General features: G+C 37.4%; 13 protein-coding genes. 11 read left to right on the top strand and 2 right to left on the bottom strand.

Features of this window, described 5'->3' with window-relative positions:
• Nucleotides 1–347, top strand: a 347-nt coding sequence (locus G551_RS0108120) for a T9SS type B sorting domain-containing protein (protein ID WP_027885104.1), incomplete at its 5' end; no start/stop codon positions are given.
• Between the two features lie 634 nt (nt 348–981).
• Here G551_RS0108120 and G551_RS0108115 read toward each other — a convergent pair.
• Nucleotides 982–1770, bottom strand: a complete 789-nt coding sequence (locus G551_RS0108115; RefSeq protein WP_027885103.1) for a THC0290_0291 family protein — start codon at nt 1768–1770, stop codon at nt 982–984.
• Nucleotides 1771–1976: 206 nt separating this feature from the next.
• Between G551_RS0108115 and gdhA the strand changes: the two genes are divergently transcribed.
• The 3 genes from gdhA (at nt 1977) to recO (ending at nt 6484) form a co-directional block, all read left to right on the top strand.
• Nucleotides 1977–3320, top strand: coding sequence for an NADP-specific glutamate dehydrogenase (gdhA, locus tag G551_RS0108110; RefSeq protein ID WP_027885102.1), 1344 nt, complete (start codon nt 1977–1979; stop codon nt 3318–3320).
• Nucleotides 3321–3455: 135 nt separating this feature from the next.
• Entirely contained in the window at nt 3456–5768 is a 2313-nt protein-coding gene (gene porZ / locus G551_RS0108105) for a type IX secretion system anionic LPS delivery protein PorZ (RefSeq protein WP_027885101.1), read from the top strand.
• Nucleotides 5768–6484, top strand: a complete 717-nt coding sequence (recO, locus tag G551_RS0108100) for a DNA repair protein RecO (protein WP_027885100.1) — start codon at nt 5768–5770, stop codon at nt 6482–6484. The genes porZ and recO overlap by 1 nt, the downstream gene beginning before the upstream one ends.
• Here the strand turns inward: recO and G551_RS0108095 are convergent.
• A complete protein-coding gene (locus tag G551_RS0108095) occupies nt 6481–6963 on the bottom strand; it encodes a GyrI-like domain-containing protein (RefSeq protein WP_027885099.1) in 483 nt (160 codons plus the stop codon). The genes recO and G551_RS0108095 overlap by 4 nt on opposite strands.
• A 310-nt stretch (nt 6964–7273) precedes the next feature.
• Between G551_RS0108095 and G551_RS0108090 the strand changes: the two genes are divergently transcribed.
• From G551_RS0108090 to G551_RS0108060, 7 genes are all read left to right on the top strand, one after another.
• Entirely contained in the window at nt 7274–8287 is a 1014-nt protein-coding gene (locus G551_RS0108090) for a ligase-associated DNA damage response exonuclease (protein WP_027885098.1), read from the top strand.
• Between the two features lie 139 nt (nt 8288–8426).
• The gene (locus tag G551_RS0108085) at nt 8427–10022 is read left to right on the top strand and encodes an ATP-dependent DNA ligase (RefSeq protein WP_027885097.1); all 1596 of its coding nucleotides are present in this window, start codon (nt 8427–8429) and stop codon (nt 10020–10022) included.
• 205 nt (nt 10023–10227) lie between these two features.
• Nucleotides 10228–10590 (top strand): endonuclease domain-containing protein, encoded by a 363-nt coding sequence (locus tag G551_RS0108080; RefSeq protein ID WP_027885096.1) that lies wholly within the window; start codon nt 10228–10230, stop codon nt 10588–10590.
• Nucleotides 10591–10733: 143 nt separating this feature from the next.
• Nucleotides 10734–13214, top strand: a complete 2481-nt coding sequence (locus G551_RS0108075; RefSeq protein ID WP_027885095.1) for a ligase-associated DNA damage response DEXH box helicase — start codon at nt 10734–10736, stop codon at nt 13212–13214.
• Between the two features lie 415 nt (nt 13215–13629).
• A complete protein-coding gene (locus G551_RS15570) occupies nt 13630–14085 on the top strand; it encodes a protease complex subunit PrcB family protein (protein ID WP_051191330.1) in 456 nt (151 codons plus the stop codon).
• A gap of 4 nt (nt 14086–14089) precedes the next feature.
• Nucleotides 14090–14719, top strand: a complete 630-nt coding sequence (gene pdeM / locus G551_RS0108065; protein WP_027885094.1) for a ligase-associated DNA damage response endonuclease PdeM — start codon at nt 14090–14092, stop codon at nt 14717–14719.
• A 145-nt stretch (nt 14720–14864) separates the two neighbouring features.
• Nucleotides 14865–15653, top strand: a complete 789-nt coding sequence (locus G551_RS0108060) for a tryptophan-rich sensory protein (protein ID WP_027885093.1) — start codon at nt 14865–14867, stop codon at nt 15651–15653.
• The last annotated feature ends 49 nt before the right edge of the window (nt 15654–15702 follow it).

The following is a 15702-nucleotide window of genomic DNA, read 5'->3' as shown; positions in this document are numbered from 1 at the left end:
TATTTACCAGTGGATCAACACCGGTAGAAGTAACGATCGAGCCTTACGAGAATGGTTGTGTGATCAGTCAGGGTATATCACCGAGTAACGTAGATGGTTTCAATGACTGTTTAGACTTAACCTTCTTAGATGATCGAACAGGAATAGAAAGCTTAAAAGTTTATAACCGTTATGGTCGTTTGGTATTTGAACGAGATAACTATGTGAATAGTTTCTGTGGTCAAGATATCAACGGAGACGAGTTGCCTTCAGGAACCTATTACTATGTGTTAGTGCTTGAGGGAGAGGATCCTGTCTTTGGAAGAATAAAGAAAAGCTGGGTCTATATTAATAGAGAAGCTAATTAATCCAATTGGAATTTAATATAAAAGCCTCCTTAACTGGGGGCTTTTTTTTTGAATTATAACTTACATATTTTATTCTAGAAGAGTAAATAGTTTGATGCTTATTTAGTTAGTGATTTTAACAGTGTGTAGATTTATTAGGCTAAAATGTTCAGTGGGCTTGTTTAGAAAATCCTTAGCGTAAAAAATAAAAATTTTCTACTAGTAGTTACTAGTTATATTAATATTATGAATTTAAATTTTTAAATCTGTTGATAATCGAATGATTAAAATTTTCTTTAATTAAAAAGAAGTTGAAATGAACTTGAAGGGGATTAATTAAGTAATGTTAATTTCCGAGATTGTCTTTTTGGAATCCTAGACTTATAATTAACGATTTAATATACTATAAAACCATCTCTGAAAAGCAGGGGGATTTTTAAATTTCATTAAAAGTAATAGATGAATAATGCTTAAAATTTGATAACAGAAAATCATCAAGTGATAGGATTAATTATGAAATCTAATCTGTAGTATAGTCGTACAACATATTAATATTATTGAGTACGTGATTAAATTTATTTATAAAAACCCGATTGTTTTTAATAAAAAAGGCTCCTTCAAAGGAGCCTTTTTATAATATTTTCAATATTAATATTTAATTCAAATAAAATATATACCCTACATTAAGCCAAAATATCCAATCATTAGCTTCGTTTTGCGGATTATCATGATTTAATCCATCAACCCAATCCGATCCGTAATAATGCCATCTTGCGTCTAAAACAAGGTCACTATTATCATTTAATCGATAACGAGTACCAACGCTACCAACAATAGCATACGTGCTACCTGTAGAGTCATCTATATAAGGTTCTTCGCCAGCGGGAGCTAAAAAAGTAGGATATGTGTTAGAAGTAGCTCCAATACTACCTGGTAAATCGGTAGTTGTTTCTGGATAGAAAGCGGCGTAGTGAATACCTAAACTTACGTAAGGTGCAAAGTTAAAATTTCCGGCATCAAAATCTCTTACGCTTCTAATGTACCATTCTAAAGAAGGTCCAAATTCTAAAACTTCAGCACTTCCGTGCATAGATCTTAATTTTAAACCATTTTCAGTATTTTTCTCTGCAAACCTTCCAAAATGATCTAAAGCTGTTCGATGGTAATCTAATTCTGTTCTTACTTTAAAGTGATCGTTAAAATAGGTGTCTGCAGAGTAGCAATCACAGTCTGCTCTAAAAGAAAAATTGATGTAATGTAATAAAGCTATACCAAAACCAACATTCCCGAAGTTTGTTTCAGAATTACCTCTTAAACCATAGTCAGACTTAAAAGCAACAGGACCAATACTAGCACCTATTTCTTGCGAAAATCCTTGCGCGTACGAGAAGCTGTTAAAGGTCAAAAAGGCGACTAGAGCTAAGATTATATGGTTGGTTTTCATAGAAATAGGTCTTTTATAGGCAAATATATAAAAACATTGGTTAGAACGAAATAAATCAATAAATATAATAACCTTATTTTTAAATCTTTAAAAAATCTTAAAATTTCTAAGAATATGAAAAAAAATACTTTGCTCTATTTAATAAAATTTATATTTGCAATGATATTCTACTTTTAAATTATAGAAAACATATTTTAGAAAACATTATGAAAAAAAATGTTCAAGAATTTTTAGATAAAGTAAGTCAGCGCAATCCGCACGAACCTGAGTTTTTACAGGCAGTTCACGAGGTTGCAGAAACTATTATACCTTTCATAGAAGAAAATAAAAAGTACCAAAATCAAATGTTACTCGAAAGAATGGTCGAGCCAGAACGAGTAGTGATGTTTAGAGTGCCGTGGACCGACGATAATGGTGATATTCAGGTAAATAGAGGTTTTAGAATTCAGATGAATTCAGCAATCGGCCCTTATAAAGGTGGTTTGCGTTTTCACCCTTCAGTAAACCTTAGCATTTTGAAATTTTTAGCATTTGAACAGGTTTTTAAGAATAGTTTAACTACGCTGCCTATGGGTGGCGGTAAAGGTGGATCAGATTTTGACCCGAAAGGAAAATCTGATAAAGAAGTAATGCGTTTTTGCCAAAGTTTTATGACAGAACTTTCTAAACATATTGGAGCAAATACCGATGTGCCGGCTGGAGATATTGGTGTAGGAGCTAGAGAGGTTGGTTATATGTTCGGGCAATATAAAAGACTTCAGAATGAATTTACGGGTATTTTAACTGGTAAAGGTCTTTCTTACGGTGGTTCTCTTATTCGTCCGGAAGCTACAGGTTATGGTAATGTATATTTTGCTCAAAATATGCTAAAAACTAAAGGCGATTCTTTTGAGGGGAAAACCGTGGTAATTTCTGGTTCTGGTAACGTAGCTCAATACGCTGCAGAAAAAGCTTTACAGTTAGGAGCTAAAATCGTTACAATGTCAGATTCTGGCGGATACATTTATGATGAAGAAGGTATCAACGAAGAAAAACTTTCTTTCATTATGGAGATTAAAAATGAAAAGAGAGGTCGTATAAAAGAATATTTAGACAAGTATTCTGATGCTAAATATCACGAAGGGAAAACTCCTTGGGGCGAAAAATGTGATGTTGCTTTACCTTGTGCAACTCAAAATGAGCTGCAAGAAGAAGATGCTAAAAAATTAGTTGAAAACGGTTGTAAGCTTGTAGGCGAAGGTGCAAATATGCCTTGTACGCCAGAAGCGGTAGAAGTTTTCCAAAAGGCTAAAATTTTATTCTCTCCGGGTAAAGCTTCTAATGCAGGTGGTGTAGCTACTTCAGGATTAGAGATGTCTCAAAACTCACTGCGTTTAAATTGGACTTCAGAAGAAGTAGATCAAAAGCTTCATCAAATTATGAACGATATTCATGAAGCTTGTGTAAAATACGGTAGCGATGATGATGGTTATGTAGATTATGTAAAAGGGGCAAATATTGCAGGTTTTGTAAAAGTAGCAGATGCTATGTTGGCACAAGGCGCGGTATAATATAAGCGAACAATTTTAATAAGAAGAGCTACAGAGAAATCTGTAGCTTTTTTTATGAGCATTATTCAAATATATTTGCAGCAGAGAAAACAATAATTTCTGCAGAAAATGGGTTATTGTATTTAGATGTTTTATATGAGAAATTTTTTCGCAATTGTAGTTAGTTTATGCTTTTCAATCTCGGCTTTGGCCCAAGATTATTCTGCTAATTGGGAAGATTACTTTTCATATTACGAAATTGTCGACATCCATTCTTCCGGTAATCGAGTATTTGCAGCAGCTAAAAACTCTGTGTTTAGTTATAATCCTGTCACCGGAGAAGCCATTAAGTTTTCAACTATAAATGGCTTGGCAGGTGAGAATGTTTCAGCAATTCATTTTTCTTCTACATCTAATGTATTGGTGGTAGGTTACGAAACAGGACTTATCAACGTATATAATTTTTCAACAGGAAATACGCTTCAGGTAATCGATATTACTGAACGCCAAACCATTTCACCCGCAAATCGTCGTATAAATGATTTTTTTGAAGTAAATGGTCAATTACTCATTTCTACCAACTATGGTATTTCAGAATTTAATCTTTCAAACTTAGAATTTGGTGATACATTTTATATCGGTAACGCGGGTAGCCAACTTGGGGTGAATGAAATTGTGGTTTTTAACGAGGTTATTTATGCAGCCACGCAAGGCGGAAGTGTAAGATACGCCGATCTCAATAATCCTAATTTAATAGATTTCAATCAGTGGCAACAGGTTTCAAATTTAGGAAATGTTAGAAATATTTCAGTATTTAATAATGAAGTCGTTGCCGTAGGAAATGGTCAGCGATTATATGAAATTAATCCAAACAGTGCCAATCAGATCATAAATTTAAACGGAAACGTAAACGATTTATTGGTTAAAGATAATACGCTTTACGTGGTGTATAATAGTTTAGTAAGAGGCTATAACACCAGTTTTAATATCATCTACAATTTTGGAAGTAACCTAGATTTTACACCTCGTTTTTTATCGATAGGAGTGATTGATGACCGAGTTTTTGTTGGTGATGCCAACCGCGGACTTTTATATACTTCGCAAAGCAATGCTAATTTTCAATACGTGAGTCCGCAAGGACCGCTTAGAAACAGCATATTTCAAATGCAGGCGATCCCTAACGAATTATGGACGGTTTTTGGGGACTATAATATTTTCTTCAACCCTTATGCCGGTGGTGGGTTGAAAAGTTTTGGCGCAAGTCACTTAATAAATGACGAATGGGTAAATATTCCTTTTGAAGAGATCAACGCCAATAATTTGGTGAACATAGCCATTAATCCGAGAAATGTAGATCAAGTTTTTCTTAGTTCGTTTAATGATGGTTTAGTTGAAATTCAAGATAACGAAGTCGTGAATCTTTACAATGAAGAAAATTCTCCAATTGAAGAAATGATAGATGGTCAAGGGAATATAGAGCCAAACGATACTCGTGTAAACGGTATTGCTTTCGATCGCAACGGAACGCTTTGGGGAAATGTCGCCAGAGTTGTTAATGGTTTATTTAGTCTTTCTCCCGGCAGCGGAAACTTCAACGTATTTGATGTTTCAGAAGTAATTCCGAATAATACTTATTATACCGATAATTTTGGGTTTACAGATATTGTGATCGATAATTCGGGTAATCTCTATTATGGTAGTTATGGATCAGGAGTAGTTGCTTTTCAGCCTTCAACCAATACGTTTGCAAGATTAATTGGTAATGAGAGTCAAGGAAATCTTCCAGATAACTATGTGACTAACGTCGCTCTCGATAATAACAATCAACTATGGATTGGTACTGTTCGTGGCCTTCGTGTTTTATTTAATCCTACGGGAATTTTTACCAACTCAAATACGCAAGCACAAGAAATAATTATTCTAGACGATGACGGCGTAGCGCAAGAACTTTTAGCCAATATTAGTATTTCAGATATTGAAGTAGATGGGAATAACAATAAATGGATCGCTACAGAAAGTGGAGCCTTTTACCTTTCTTCAAACGGTCAAGAAACACTTTATAATTTTACCACAGAAAATTCGCCACTTCCCTCAAATACAGTGACAGATATCGAGGTAGATGGTTCTTCTGGGCGAGTATATTTTGGTACGCCGCAAGGTATTGTTGCATTTAACGGAACCGCAACAAGCGCGCAAGACAGTTTTGAAAATGTACGTGCATTTCCAAACCCTGTTCGTCCTAATTATAGCGGAATGGTAACCATCGATGGTTTAATGGAAAATGCCAACGTCAAGATCACCGATATTGAAGGTAATTTAGTTTACGAAGAAGTCTCTCAAGGGGGAAGCATTCAGTGGGATACCAGAGCTTTCGGAAAACATAAAGTCGCTTCCGGAGTATACATGGTTTTAATTATATCTGAAGATCAATTAGAAACGAAGGTTACAAAAATTATGATCATTCGCTAATGTTGGTAAAAACCAGAGCTATTATCATTCATTCCATTCGTTATCGCGAAGCAGATTTAATTGTAAAAGCTTACACCAAAAGTAGCGGACTCAAATCCTACCTCGTACGCGGAGTATTAAAATCAAAAAAAGGCAAACTTCGTGCTTCGATGTTTCAACCTTTAACCATTTTAGATCTAGAAGCCAACCATAAAGATAAAGGTACTTTAGAAAACATTCGAGAAGCCAAAGTAAATCCGGCTTACCAAACACTAACCGGCAATATTTATAAATCTTCGATTGCGATGTTTCTAGCAGAAGTGTTGCACCAAGCCATTCAAGAAGAAGAACAAAACCAGGCTTTATATCAGTTTCTAGAAGAGTCGTTTCTTTGGTTAGATGCAAATGAAAAATACGCAAATTTTCATTTACTGTTTATGGTGAAATTGAGTTCATTTTTAGGGTTTTACCCGCATCAATACGATCCAGATTTGCCGTATTTTAACCTGCTCGATGGCGAATATCAATTAGACGACACCAATAAATATTGCATTCAAAACGAAAATTCAGAATTGCTGAAGCAGTTTTTACTGGTAAATTACGATGAAGTTTCTGGTATAAAACTCAACCAAAGCAAACGAAAAAACTTTATCGAGATGCTTATTCTCTATTTCGAATTGCATTTACACGGTTTTAAAAAACCACGCTCGCTCGATATTTTGCATCAACTATTCTAAACTTTCTTTTCTATCGGAATAAAAATTTCTTCTTCCGAAATCGCCTCTTCTCCTTTATACTTTTCATCCATTACCGCAAAATGAGGTCGATTGGCAAGTTTATATTCAGAATTCGGTAGCCATTCACCAAATATTTTACTGTAGAATCTTGCTGCTTCGCTCGCTTTTCCTTGGTAAATGAATTTGGTGTACAAACCTTCAGAGATTTTTAGAACCTCAAAATCTTCCGCTAGATTTTCCGCTGAATTTACTTCCACAGCAGCCCATTTTTCAAAAGTTTTCGTCGGGTCAAACGTTTTAAAAAAGTTCAAGTCAGGATAAACTTCCACAGACAATAATTCATCGCTTTTGGCGCTCACTAAATGTTTTTTGGGCATAAAGGTTTGCCAAAGTGTTGCGGTCTTATTTTCACTAAAACTCATTTCGATTTTTAATCCCACCAATAATTTTGGGTCAATACTTACAATTTCAGGCTGCATTTCGATAGTTGTTTTCCATCAAAGATACAATTTTAAGGGCGTGTCCCTACGGGTCGGGCTATTCGCTATATCTTTTTTGTTGTCATGCTGAGCTTGTTGAAGGACAACAAAAAAGGATGCCGCTACTATCCCTCACGCAAAAAGTAAAATCATCTTTCTGTTTCTTCGTCATACTGAACTTGATTCAGCATCACACTCAAGCTTCAAAATGCAATCTATTTATTAAAATCGACAAAACACCTCTTAAAATTCCGCTAAGATTTAAGTCGTTTTAGATATCCGAGAATGCTTTTTAGTAAATTCAATCTTTATGAAAACACCTCTACTCGTTTTTAATCAAAAAGGAATTTACTGCGAAGCCGCCGATGTTTATTTAGACCCGTGGAAACCGGTCAAAAAAGCCATCATTTCGCACGGTCACGCAGATCATTCTCGGTGGGGACATCAACAATACATCACGCACCACACCAACGTCCCAATTATCAAACATCGCTTAGGCGATATTTCAGTGACCGGAAAAGCCTGGAACGAAACTTTCACCATTAACGGAGTCAAATTTTCGCTTCATCCTGCAGGGCATATTGTAGGTTCCTCACAAATTCGAGTAGAACATAAAGGAGAAGTTTGGGTGTTTACCGGCGATTATAAAACCGAAGACGATGGTTTAGCCGTTCCTTACGAAGTGGTGAAGTGCCATACGTTTATTACCGAATGCACATTTGGGCTGCCGGCGTTTAAATGGCTTCCGCAGCAACAAGTTTTTAACGATATTAATAATTGGTGGCAACAAAACCAAGATGATGGCAGAACCTCGATTCTGTTTGGTTATTCTTTAGGGAAAGCACAACGTCTTTTAAAACATTTAGACACTTCTATCGGTAAAATTTATACGCACGGCGCTGTTGAAAATATGACAGAAGTGGTTCGAGAAATTGCCGATTTACCTCCAACCGAAAAAATTACAAGAGATACCAAAAAAGAAGACATCAAAGGCAATATCGTAATTGCGCCGCCAAGCACACACGGTTCTCCGTGGATTAAGAAAATGGTGCCGTACGTTACAGCATCTGCCAGCGGTTGGATGACGTTTCGTGGAGCGCGTCGTCGTCGAGCGATCGATAAAGGTTTTGTACTTTCCGATCATTGTGATTGGCAAGGTTTACTCACTTCTATTAGAGCAACGGGAGCAGAAAAAGTAATTTGTACGCACGGTTACACCGATATTTTTTCTCGCTTTTTAGCAGAGCAAGGCTATGATGCCAGAACCGAGCAAACGCAATATGAAGAAGAAAATGCCGACCAGACCAGTAAAGAAAAGGATTGAAGATATTTTAAATAAAACCTCTCCGTCAAAACTTGTTTTGACACCTCTCCTTATTAAGAAGGGGAACTTTTTAAGGTTCCCTCCCTAAAATAGGGAAGGTGGCATTCCGAAGGAATGACGGAAGGGTAAAACAGAAGAAATGAAGCAATTTGCAGAATTGATACGAACTTTAGATAGCACTAACAAAACCACGCTCAAAGTTGAAGCGCTTGCACATTACTTTAAAACGGCAAGCGATAAAGACAAAGTCTGGACCATTGCTATTCTTTCTCACCGTCGTCCGCCAAGACCGGTAAATACAAGATTAATGCGCGAATGGGCTTCAGCGTTTTCTAAAATTCCGTTATGGTTGTTCGAAGAGTCGCACCATATTGTGGGCGATTTAGCAGAAACTATTGCGCTTGTAATTCCGCCTTCAGAAGAATCTTCAGAAAAAAGTTTAAATCAGTTCCTGCAAGAAATTATTGAACTTAAATCACGTTCAGAAGAAGAGAAAAAAGAATATTTATACGAGAATTGGTTCAGCTTAAATTATTATGAACGTTTTGTGTTTACCAAACTTATTACTGGTAGTTTTCGAATTGGCGTAAGTCAGAAATTAATGACACGAGCTTTATCGAAAGCCACAGAAATCGATGAAGATATTCTCGCCTATAAACTCATGGGAAATTGGGATCCTGCAACCACCACGTTTACCGATCTGGTACTCGAAGAAAAACCGGAAGATTATCTTTCTAAACCTTACCCATTTTATTTGGCCTATGCGATTGAAGATGAACCGCAAAACTTGGGCGATGTTAAAGAATGGGCGGCCGAACATAAATGGGATGGTATTCGTTCGCAAGTGATTATTAGAAACGGAGAATTATTTGTGTGGAGTCGTGGCGAAGAATTGGTGACCGATAAATATCCGGAATTTGAAAAATTCATCAATATCATTCCTGACGGAACGGTGATTGACGGAGAGATTTTACCTTTTCCGAAGAATGAAATCGGTACGTTTAAAGATTTACAAACCCGAATCGGCCGAAAGAACATCACCAAAAAACTTTTAGAAAAAACGCCGGTCATTTTAAAAGCTTACGATATACTAGAGTGGAAAGGCGAAGATATCCGAGAAAAAGCTTATCAAAAGCGAAGAGAAATTCTAGAACAACTTTTTGCTGAAGTAGCTTCGGAAGAGACTCCGCTACATCTATCATCGACCATTTCTTTTCAAACTTGGGATGAGGTCGCTAAAGAACGCGAGCGATCACGAGAAGTAAAATCGGAAGGATTAATGTTGAAGCGTTGGGATTCTCCTTACCTCGTCGGAAGAAAAAAAGGCGATTGGTGGAAGTGGAAAGTCGATCCGCTCACCATCGACGCAGTATTAACCTACGCGATGCGCGGTCACGGAAGGCGAAGCAATTTATTTACCGATTATACCTTCGGGCTTTGGGACGATGAGAAAGAGGAATTGGTAACTTTTGCCAAAGCCTATTCCGGACTTACAGATGCCGAATTTAGAAAAGTAGATGCGTGGATCAAGAAAAATACACTTGAGCGTTTTGGGCCGGTACGAAGCGTAACGCCACATCACGTGTTCGAAATTGCTTTTGAAGGAATTGCCGAATCAAGCCGACATAAAAGTGGAGTTGCGACCCGATTCCCTCGAATTTTACGATGGCGACAGGACAAGAAAATAGAGGAGGCGAATACATTGGAAGATTTAAAGGCATTAATTCCGAAATGAAACCTCTCCGCCAATACAAGTTTTGCCACCCCTCCTTTTTAAGGAGAGGAGATTTAAAAAGTTCCTTCCCTAATTTAGGGAAGGTGGATTTTTCTGATAAGAAAAATTCGGAAGGGTAAAGATTAAGAATGTCTTTAAGAGCTCCTTTATTTATCAAGAAAAGATGGTATTCCGTAGGAATGACGGAAAGGTTCAAATAGCTAAAATGAAAAATAAACCAATCCATAACAGAAAACATTTAGAATCTTTCCGAAAAGAATTAAGGAAAAACTTAACTCCTGCTGAAGCATTTCTTTGGAAGCATTTGCAGAGAAAACAATTGAAAGGAAGAAAATTCAGAAGACAACATAGCATTGAAAATTTCATTGTAGATTTCTATTGTGCTCAAGAAAAATTAATCATTGAATTAGATGGCGAAATTCATAAAAATGCAACTGCTGAAGAAAAAGATAGGAAAAGGGATAAAAGATTAGAGGAGTTGGGGTTTAAAGTTTTACGTTTTGAAAATAAAATGGTTTTTGATTTTTTACTATCCGTACTAAAAGAAATAGAAGATAATTTTGAATAAAACCACCCCAACTTCACAAGTGAAGTTTCCCCTCCTTGAAAAGGAGGGGAGCTTAAAAGTTCCTTCCCTAATTTAGGGAAGGTGGCATTCCGCAGGAATGACGGAAGGGTAAACACAGATTCTGAAGTAAAGTAATAAATAAAATGAACAGAAAAGAGCTTTTAGCCATTGCAGAAAATTGGTTTACCCAGCAAGGTTGGAAGCCTTTTCCGTTTCAGAAAAAAACTTGGGATGCTTATCTTAAAGGAAAAAACGGACTCCTAAACGCACCTACGGGAAGCGGAAAAACCTACGCACTTTGGGTGCCGATCGTTTTAGAATACCTAAAGCAAAATCCCGATTATAAAACAAAACCTCAAAAGGGTTTAAAAGCCATTTGGATCACGCCGCTTCGGGCACTTTCTGTAGAGATTGCGCAAGCGGCTACTCGTTTTGCAGAAGAAACTAATTCGGGATTAACTGTTGGAATTCGCACCGGCGATACTTCTCAAAAAGAACGCGCGGCACAAAAAAAGTCGATGCCCGATCTATTAATTACCACGCCAGAGAGCTTACATTTATTGCTTTCTTCAAAAAACTACCCGAAACTTTTTAAAAATCTAAATGCGATCGTCGTCGATGAGTGGCACGAGTTGTTAGGCAGTAAACGTGGCGTTCAAACAGAATTAGCCCTTTCTCGCTTAAAAACCGTTTCGAAGAATTTGAAAATTTGGGGTATTTCGGCCACCATCGGTAATCTTCCACAGGCACAAGAAGTTTTGTTGGGAGCCGAAAGTGAAGCACTAAAAAATTCAACATTGATCAAAGCGAATATTCAAAAACAAATAGAAGTAAAGTCCATTATTCCGGAGTCGATGGAAAAATTTCCGTGGCGTGGGCATTTGGGTTTGCATTTGTTAGATGAAGTGATCCCGATTTTAAACAATTCAAAAACCACGTTAGTTTTTACCAATACGCGTTCGCAATGTGAATTGTGGTTTCAAAAATTAATGAATAAGTATCCCGAATTTGCCGGAGAAGTGGCAATGCATCACGGAAGCATCAATAAAGAAACGCGACTTTGGGTAGAGCAAGCGATTAGAAACGAAAGTCTAAAAGCGGTTATTTGTACGTCGAGTTTAGATTTAGGTGTCGATTTTGCTCCGGTAGAAACCATTATTCAAATTGGCGGTCCAAAAGGTGTTGCCCGTTTTTTACAACGTGCTGGGAGAAGCGGTCATCAACCGGGCAAAGCCAGCCGAATTTACTTTTTACCCACGCACGCCATCGAACTTATTGAAGCGGCTGCACTCCAAAAAGCAGTCGAGAAAAAAGCGGTAGAAGATCGCATTCCGTATTTACAAAGTTTCGACGTTCTGGTGCAGTATTTAACAACTTTAGCAGTTTCCGACGGATTTTATCCCAATGAAATTTACCCAGAAATAAAATCGACGTTCTGTTTTCAAGGTTTAACCGAAGACGAGTGGCGTTGGTGTTTAAATTTTATTACGAAAGGAAGCCAAAGTCTGCAAACCTACGACGAATATAAAAAGGTAGAAATTGAAGAGGATGGTAGGTTTAAAGTCAACCATCGTGGCGTTGCCATGCGTCATCGGTTACAGATCGGTACGATCGTAAGTGATGCGATGCTGACCGTAAAATATGTAAAAGGCGGTTTTATTGGCACGATCGAAGAGTGGTTTGTTTCTAAGTTGAAACCCGGAGACGTATTTACATTTGCCGGCAGAAACCTAGAGCTTTCTAGAATTAAAGGAATGCAGGTTTTGGTAAGAAAGTCAAAAAAGAAAACCGCAAAAGTGCCAAGTTGGATGGGCGGTCGAATGACCTTTTCAGCACAAATGAGTGAATTACTTCGGGAAGAATTATACGAAGCCGCAGAAAGTCTTTCTGTCACTTCGAGCGGAGTTGAGAAGTCTCCCGAGTTAACAGCACTTCAACCTATTTTAGAACGCCAACAATTAGAATCGATCATTCCAAAACAAGACGAATTTCTTATCGAAACTTTTAAAACTCGCGAAGGTTATCACGCTATTTTTTATCCGTTCGAAGGACGTTTTGTTCACGAAGCTTTGGGTAGTTTGTTGGCGTATCGCATTAGTTTGTTGTCGCCAATTTCCTTCAGCATTGCGTTTAACGATTATGGTTTCGAGCTACTTTCAGACCAAGAGATCGATATGCAACAAGTCTTAGACAACGATTTGTTTTCCGAAGAATTTTTGATGGACGACCTTTACAAAAGTCTAAACGCTACCGAAATGGCTCGCCGAAAATTTAGAGATATTGCCGTTGTTGCCGGGTTGGTTTTTACCGGTTATCCCAACAAATTGATCAAAAGTAAACACCTACAATCAAGCTCTCAGTTATTGTTCGACGTATTTCGAGATTACGAAGACGATAACTTATTATTTCAACAAGCCTTTCGAGAAACCTTTGAACATCAGTTAGAAGAAGGCAGATTGCGGTTGGCATTAGAGCGAATTCATCACCAAAAAATCGTCTGGAAATCCTGCCAAAAACCCACTCCGTTTTCATTTCCCATCATCACCGATCGATTACGTGAAAAGCTCTCTTCAGAAAAATTAGAAGACCGCATTCAGCGTATGCTTAAACAACTCGAAAAGTAAAATTCCTGCGAAGGCAGGAATCTAGAAAATAGAATTCAATTAATAAATTTTAACCACCCCTTGCCCCTCATTTAAAAGGAGGGGAGCTTTTTTAGGTTCCTTCCCTAATTTAGGGAAGGTGGGTTCTGCAGCGTTAGCGAAAGAATTTGGAAGGTTTAAATTTAATATTATTCTTAAAAGTTCCTTTCCTTATAAAGGAAAGGTGGCGTTCCGTAGGAATGACGGAAAGGTTTAGAAAAATCTGGGCGTTTCCCTTCGGGTCGGGCTATTCGTTACAATTCCTCATAAGTTTTCGCTAGCGCTACAACTTACTGCGGGATTTTCACTGCTATCCCTAACGCAAAAAGCATGTTAACAGGAATACATTTCAACCGCCTATTTTCTATCTTAGCTTTCTAAAATCAAATTTAATTGTATGAAAAATTTAGTTTATATCTGTTTTGCGATCTTTATGTTTAGTTGTAATTCAGCAAAAAATACGCAACATATGGCGCCAAAAGTAATTTCTGAAGGTAATTTATTCGGTAGCGGGAGTGAAGGTTTAATGCAACAGAATACAGTGATCACCAATGAAACCGAGTGGAAAGAATTTATGATGAGGTTAAATGCAGCCAACGAGACTATTAAAAAAGATCAAGTTTCTGCCATCGATTTTGATGAACAAAATGTAATTGCCATTATCGACAAACAACGTAACACTGGCGGACATAAAATTGAAATCACAGAAACTTATACCCAAAACGGAATTGTTTATTTCGCCATCAAAAAAACACATCCTGAAGGAATGGCAACCAGCGTAATGACGCAGCCTTATTATATAGCAACCATTCCTAAAACCAAACAAGAAATAGAATTTAAAGAGGCGGAATAAGTAGTTGAAAATCAACATCCAAAATAACCATTTTCGGCTGGCGTGTAGCGGCGTTTCTTATTGGGAAGAGCAAAAAGCTTTGCTGGTGGCCGATGTGCATTTGGGAAAGATCTCTCATTTTAGAAAATACGGCAGCGCGGTGCCACAATCCGCGATCCAGACAAATTTTGATCGGTTAGATGAAGCGGTAACCGAGTTCCAACCGCAGAAAATCATTTTTTTGGGTGATCTTTTTCACAGCGCCTTGAATGCCGAATGGAATTTATTTGAAAACTGGCTTCAAAAGCAACAAGCTGAAATCATTTTAATTGCAGGAAATCACGATATTATTTCTCCGATTCATTATGAGGAACTCGGCGTAAAAATTCATCAGGAATTACAGATCGGGAACTTCCGTTTAACGCATCATCCTGAAGAAAAAGAAAGTTATTTTAATATCTGCGGACATATTCATCCCGGTTACCGATTGGTTGGTTTGGCAAAGCAACATTTAAAATTGAAATGCTTCTTCCGAAGTAAAAATCAATTGATTTTACCTGCTTTTGGTGAATTTACCGGCGCTTTTTTAATGAAACCTGAAGAAGAAGATCAGGTATTTGTTTGTGCACAATCTGAAGTAATTCGAGTAAACTAAAATTCACTCCATTTTCATACAAAATCAAACTTTAACCTAACACTAACGTTGGTTTATTCAGGCGTTTGGTAATTTCATTTGAAATTTGCGTCACCCTAAACCTGTCCGTACGGCAGGATCAGAATGACGACTTAGACTAAATACTATGAAACCAAAAATACTTGCTGTTCTCAATTTTATTTCCGTAGTGATCACACTTTTTGTGAGTTACTATACGCAGGCCGTAAAACTCAACGGAAATACGATGGGAAGCCTGAGTCACGAATATTTTAATTTGTTCACGCCGGCAGATTATGCTTTTGCGATCTGGGGAATTATTTATTTGGGATTACTGGCATTTTCAGGCTATCAAATCTATCAGGCTTTTGGCACTAAAAAAGATTTACAGTTTCTTCAGCAAACAAAATTCTGGTTCATTTTAGCGAATCTCGCCAATGCCGCCTGGGTTGTGGTTTGGTTATACGAATACACCGGTTTATCGATCTTTTTGATGCTGCTGATTCTCTTTTCACTTATCAAGATCATTCTGAATACCAATATGGAGCGCTGGGACGCGCCTTTTAAGATCATCGCGTTTAGCTGGTGGCCAATTTGTTTATATTCAGGTTGGATTGCGGTAGCGACCATTGCTAATATTGCCGCTTATTTAGCCAAGATTGGATGGAATAGAGGTATTTTTTCTGAAGTACAGTGGACGATCATTATGATTGTGATTGCTACGATTGTAAATATCGTAATCATCTATGCTCGGAATATGCGTGAGTTCGCTGCCGTTGGAATTTGGGCCTTATTTGCGATCTATATGCGACATTCAGAAGATCAAACTTTAATTGCTTACGTCGCTCTTGGCGCTGCAATTTTAATTGGAATCAACACCGCTTACCACGGTTTCATCAACCGAAAACAAAACCCAATGTATCGAATGATGAAGTAGTAGTTAGACCGGCTTCGCCTGTTAGATAATAGATTTTTGATCGCTTCGC

Origin of the sequence: Mesonia mobilis DSM 19841 (assembly GCF_000423405.1) — a bacterium.
Lineage (GTDB): Bacteria > Bacteroidota > Bacteroidia > Flavobacteriales > Flavobacteriaceae > Mesonia > Mesonia mobilis.
The sequence above is the reverse complement of the archived record's forward strand: the minus strand, read 5'-3'. Positions and strand labels throughout refer to the sequence as shown.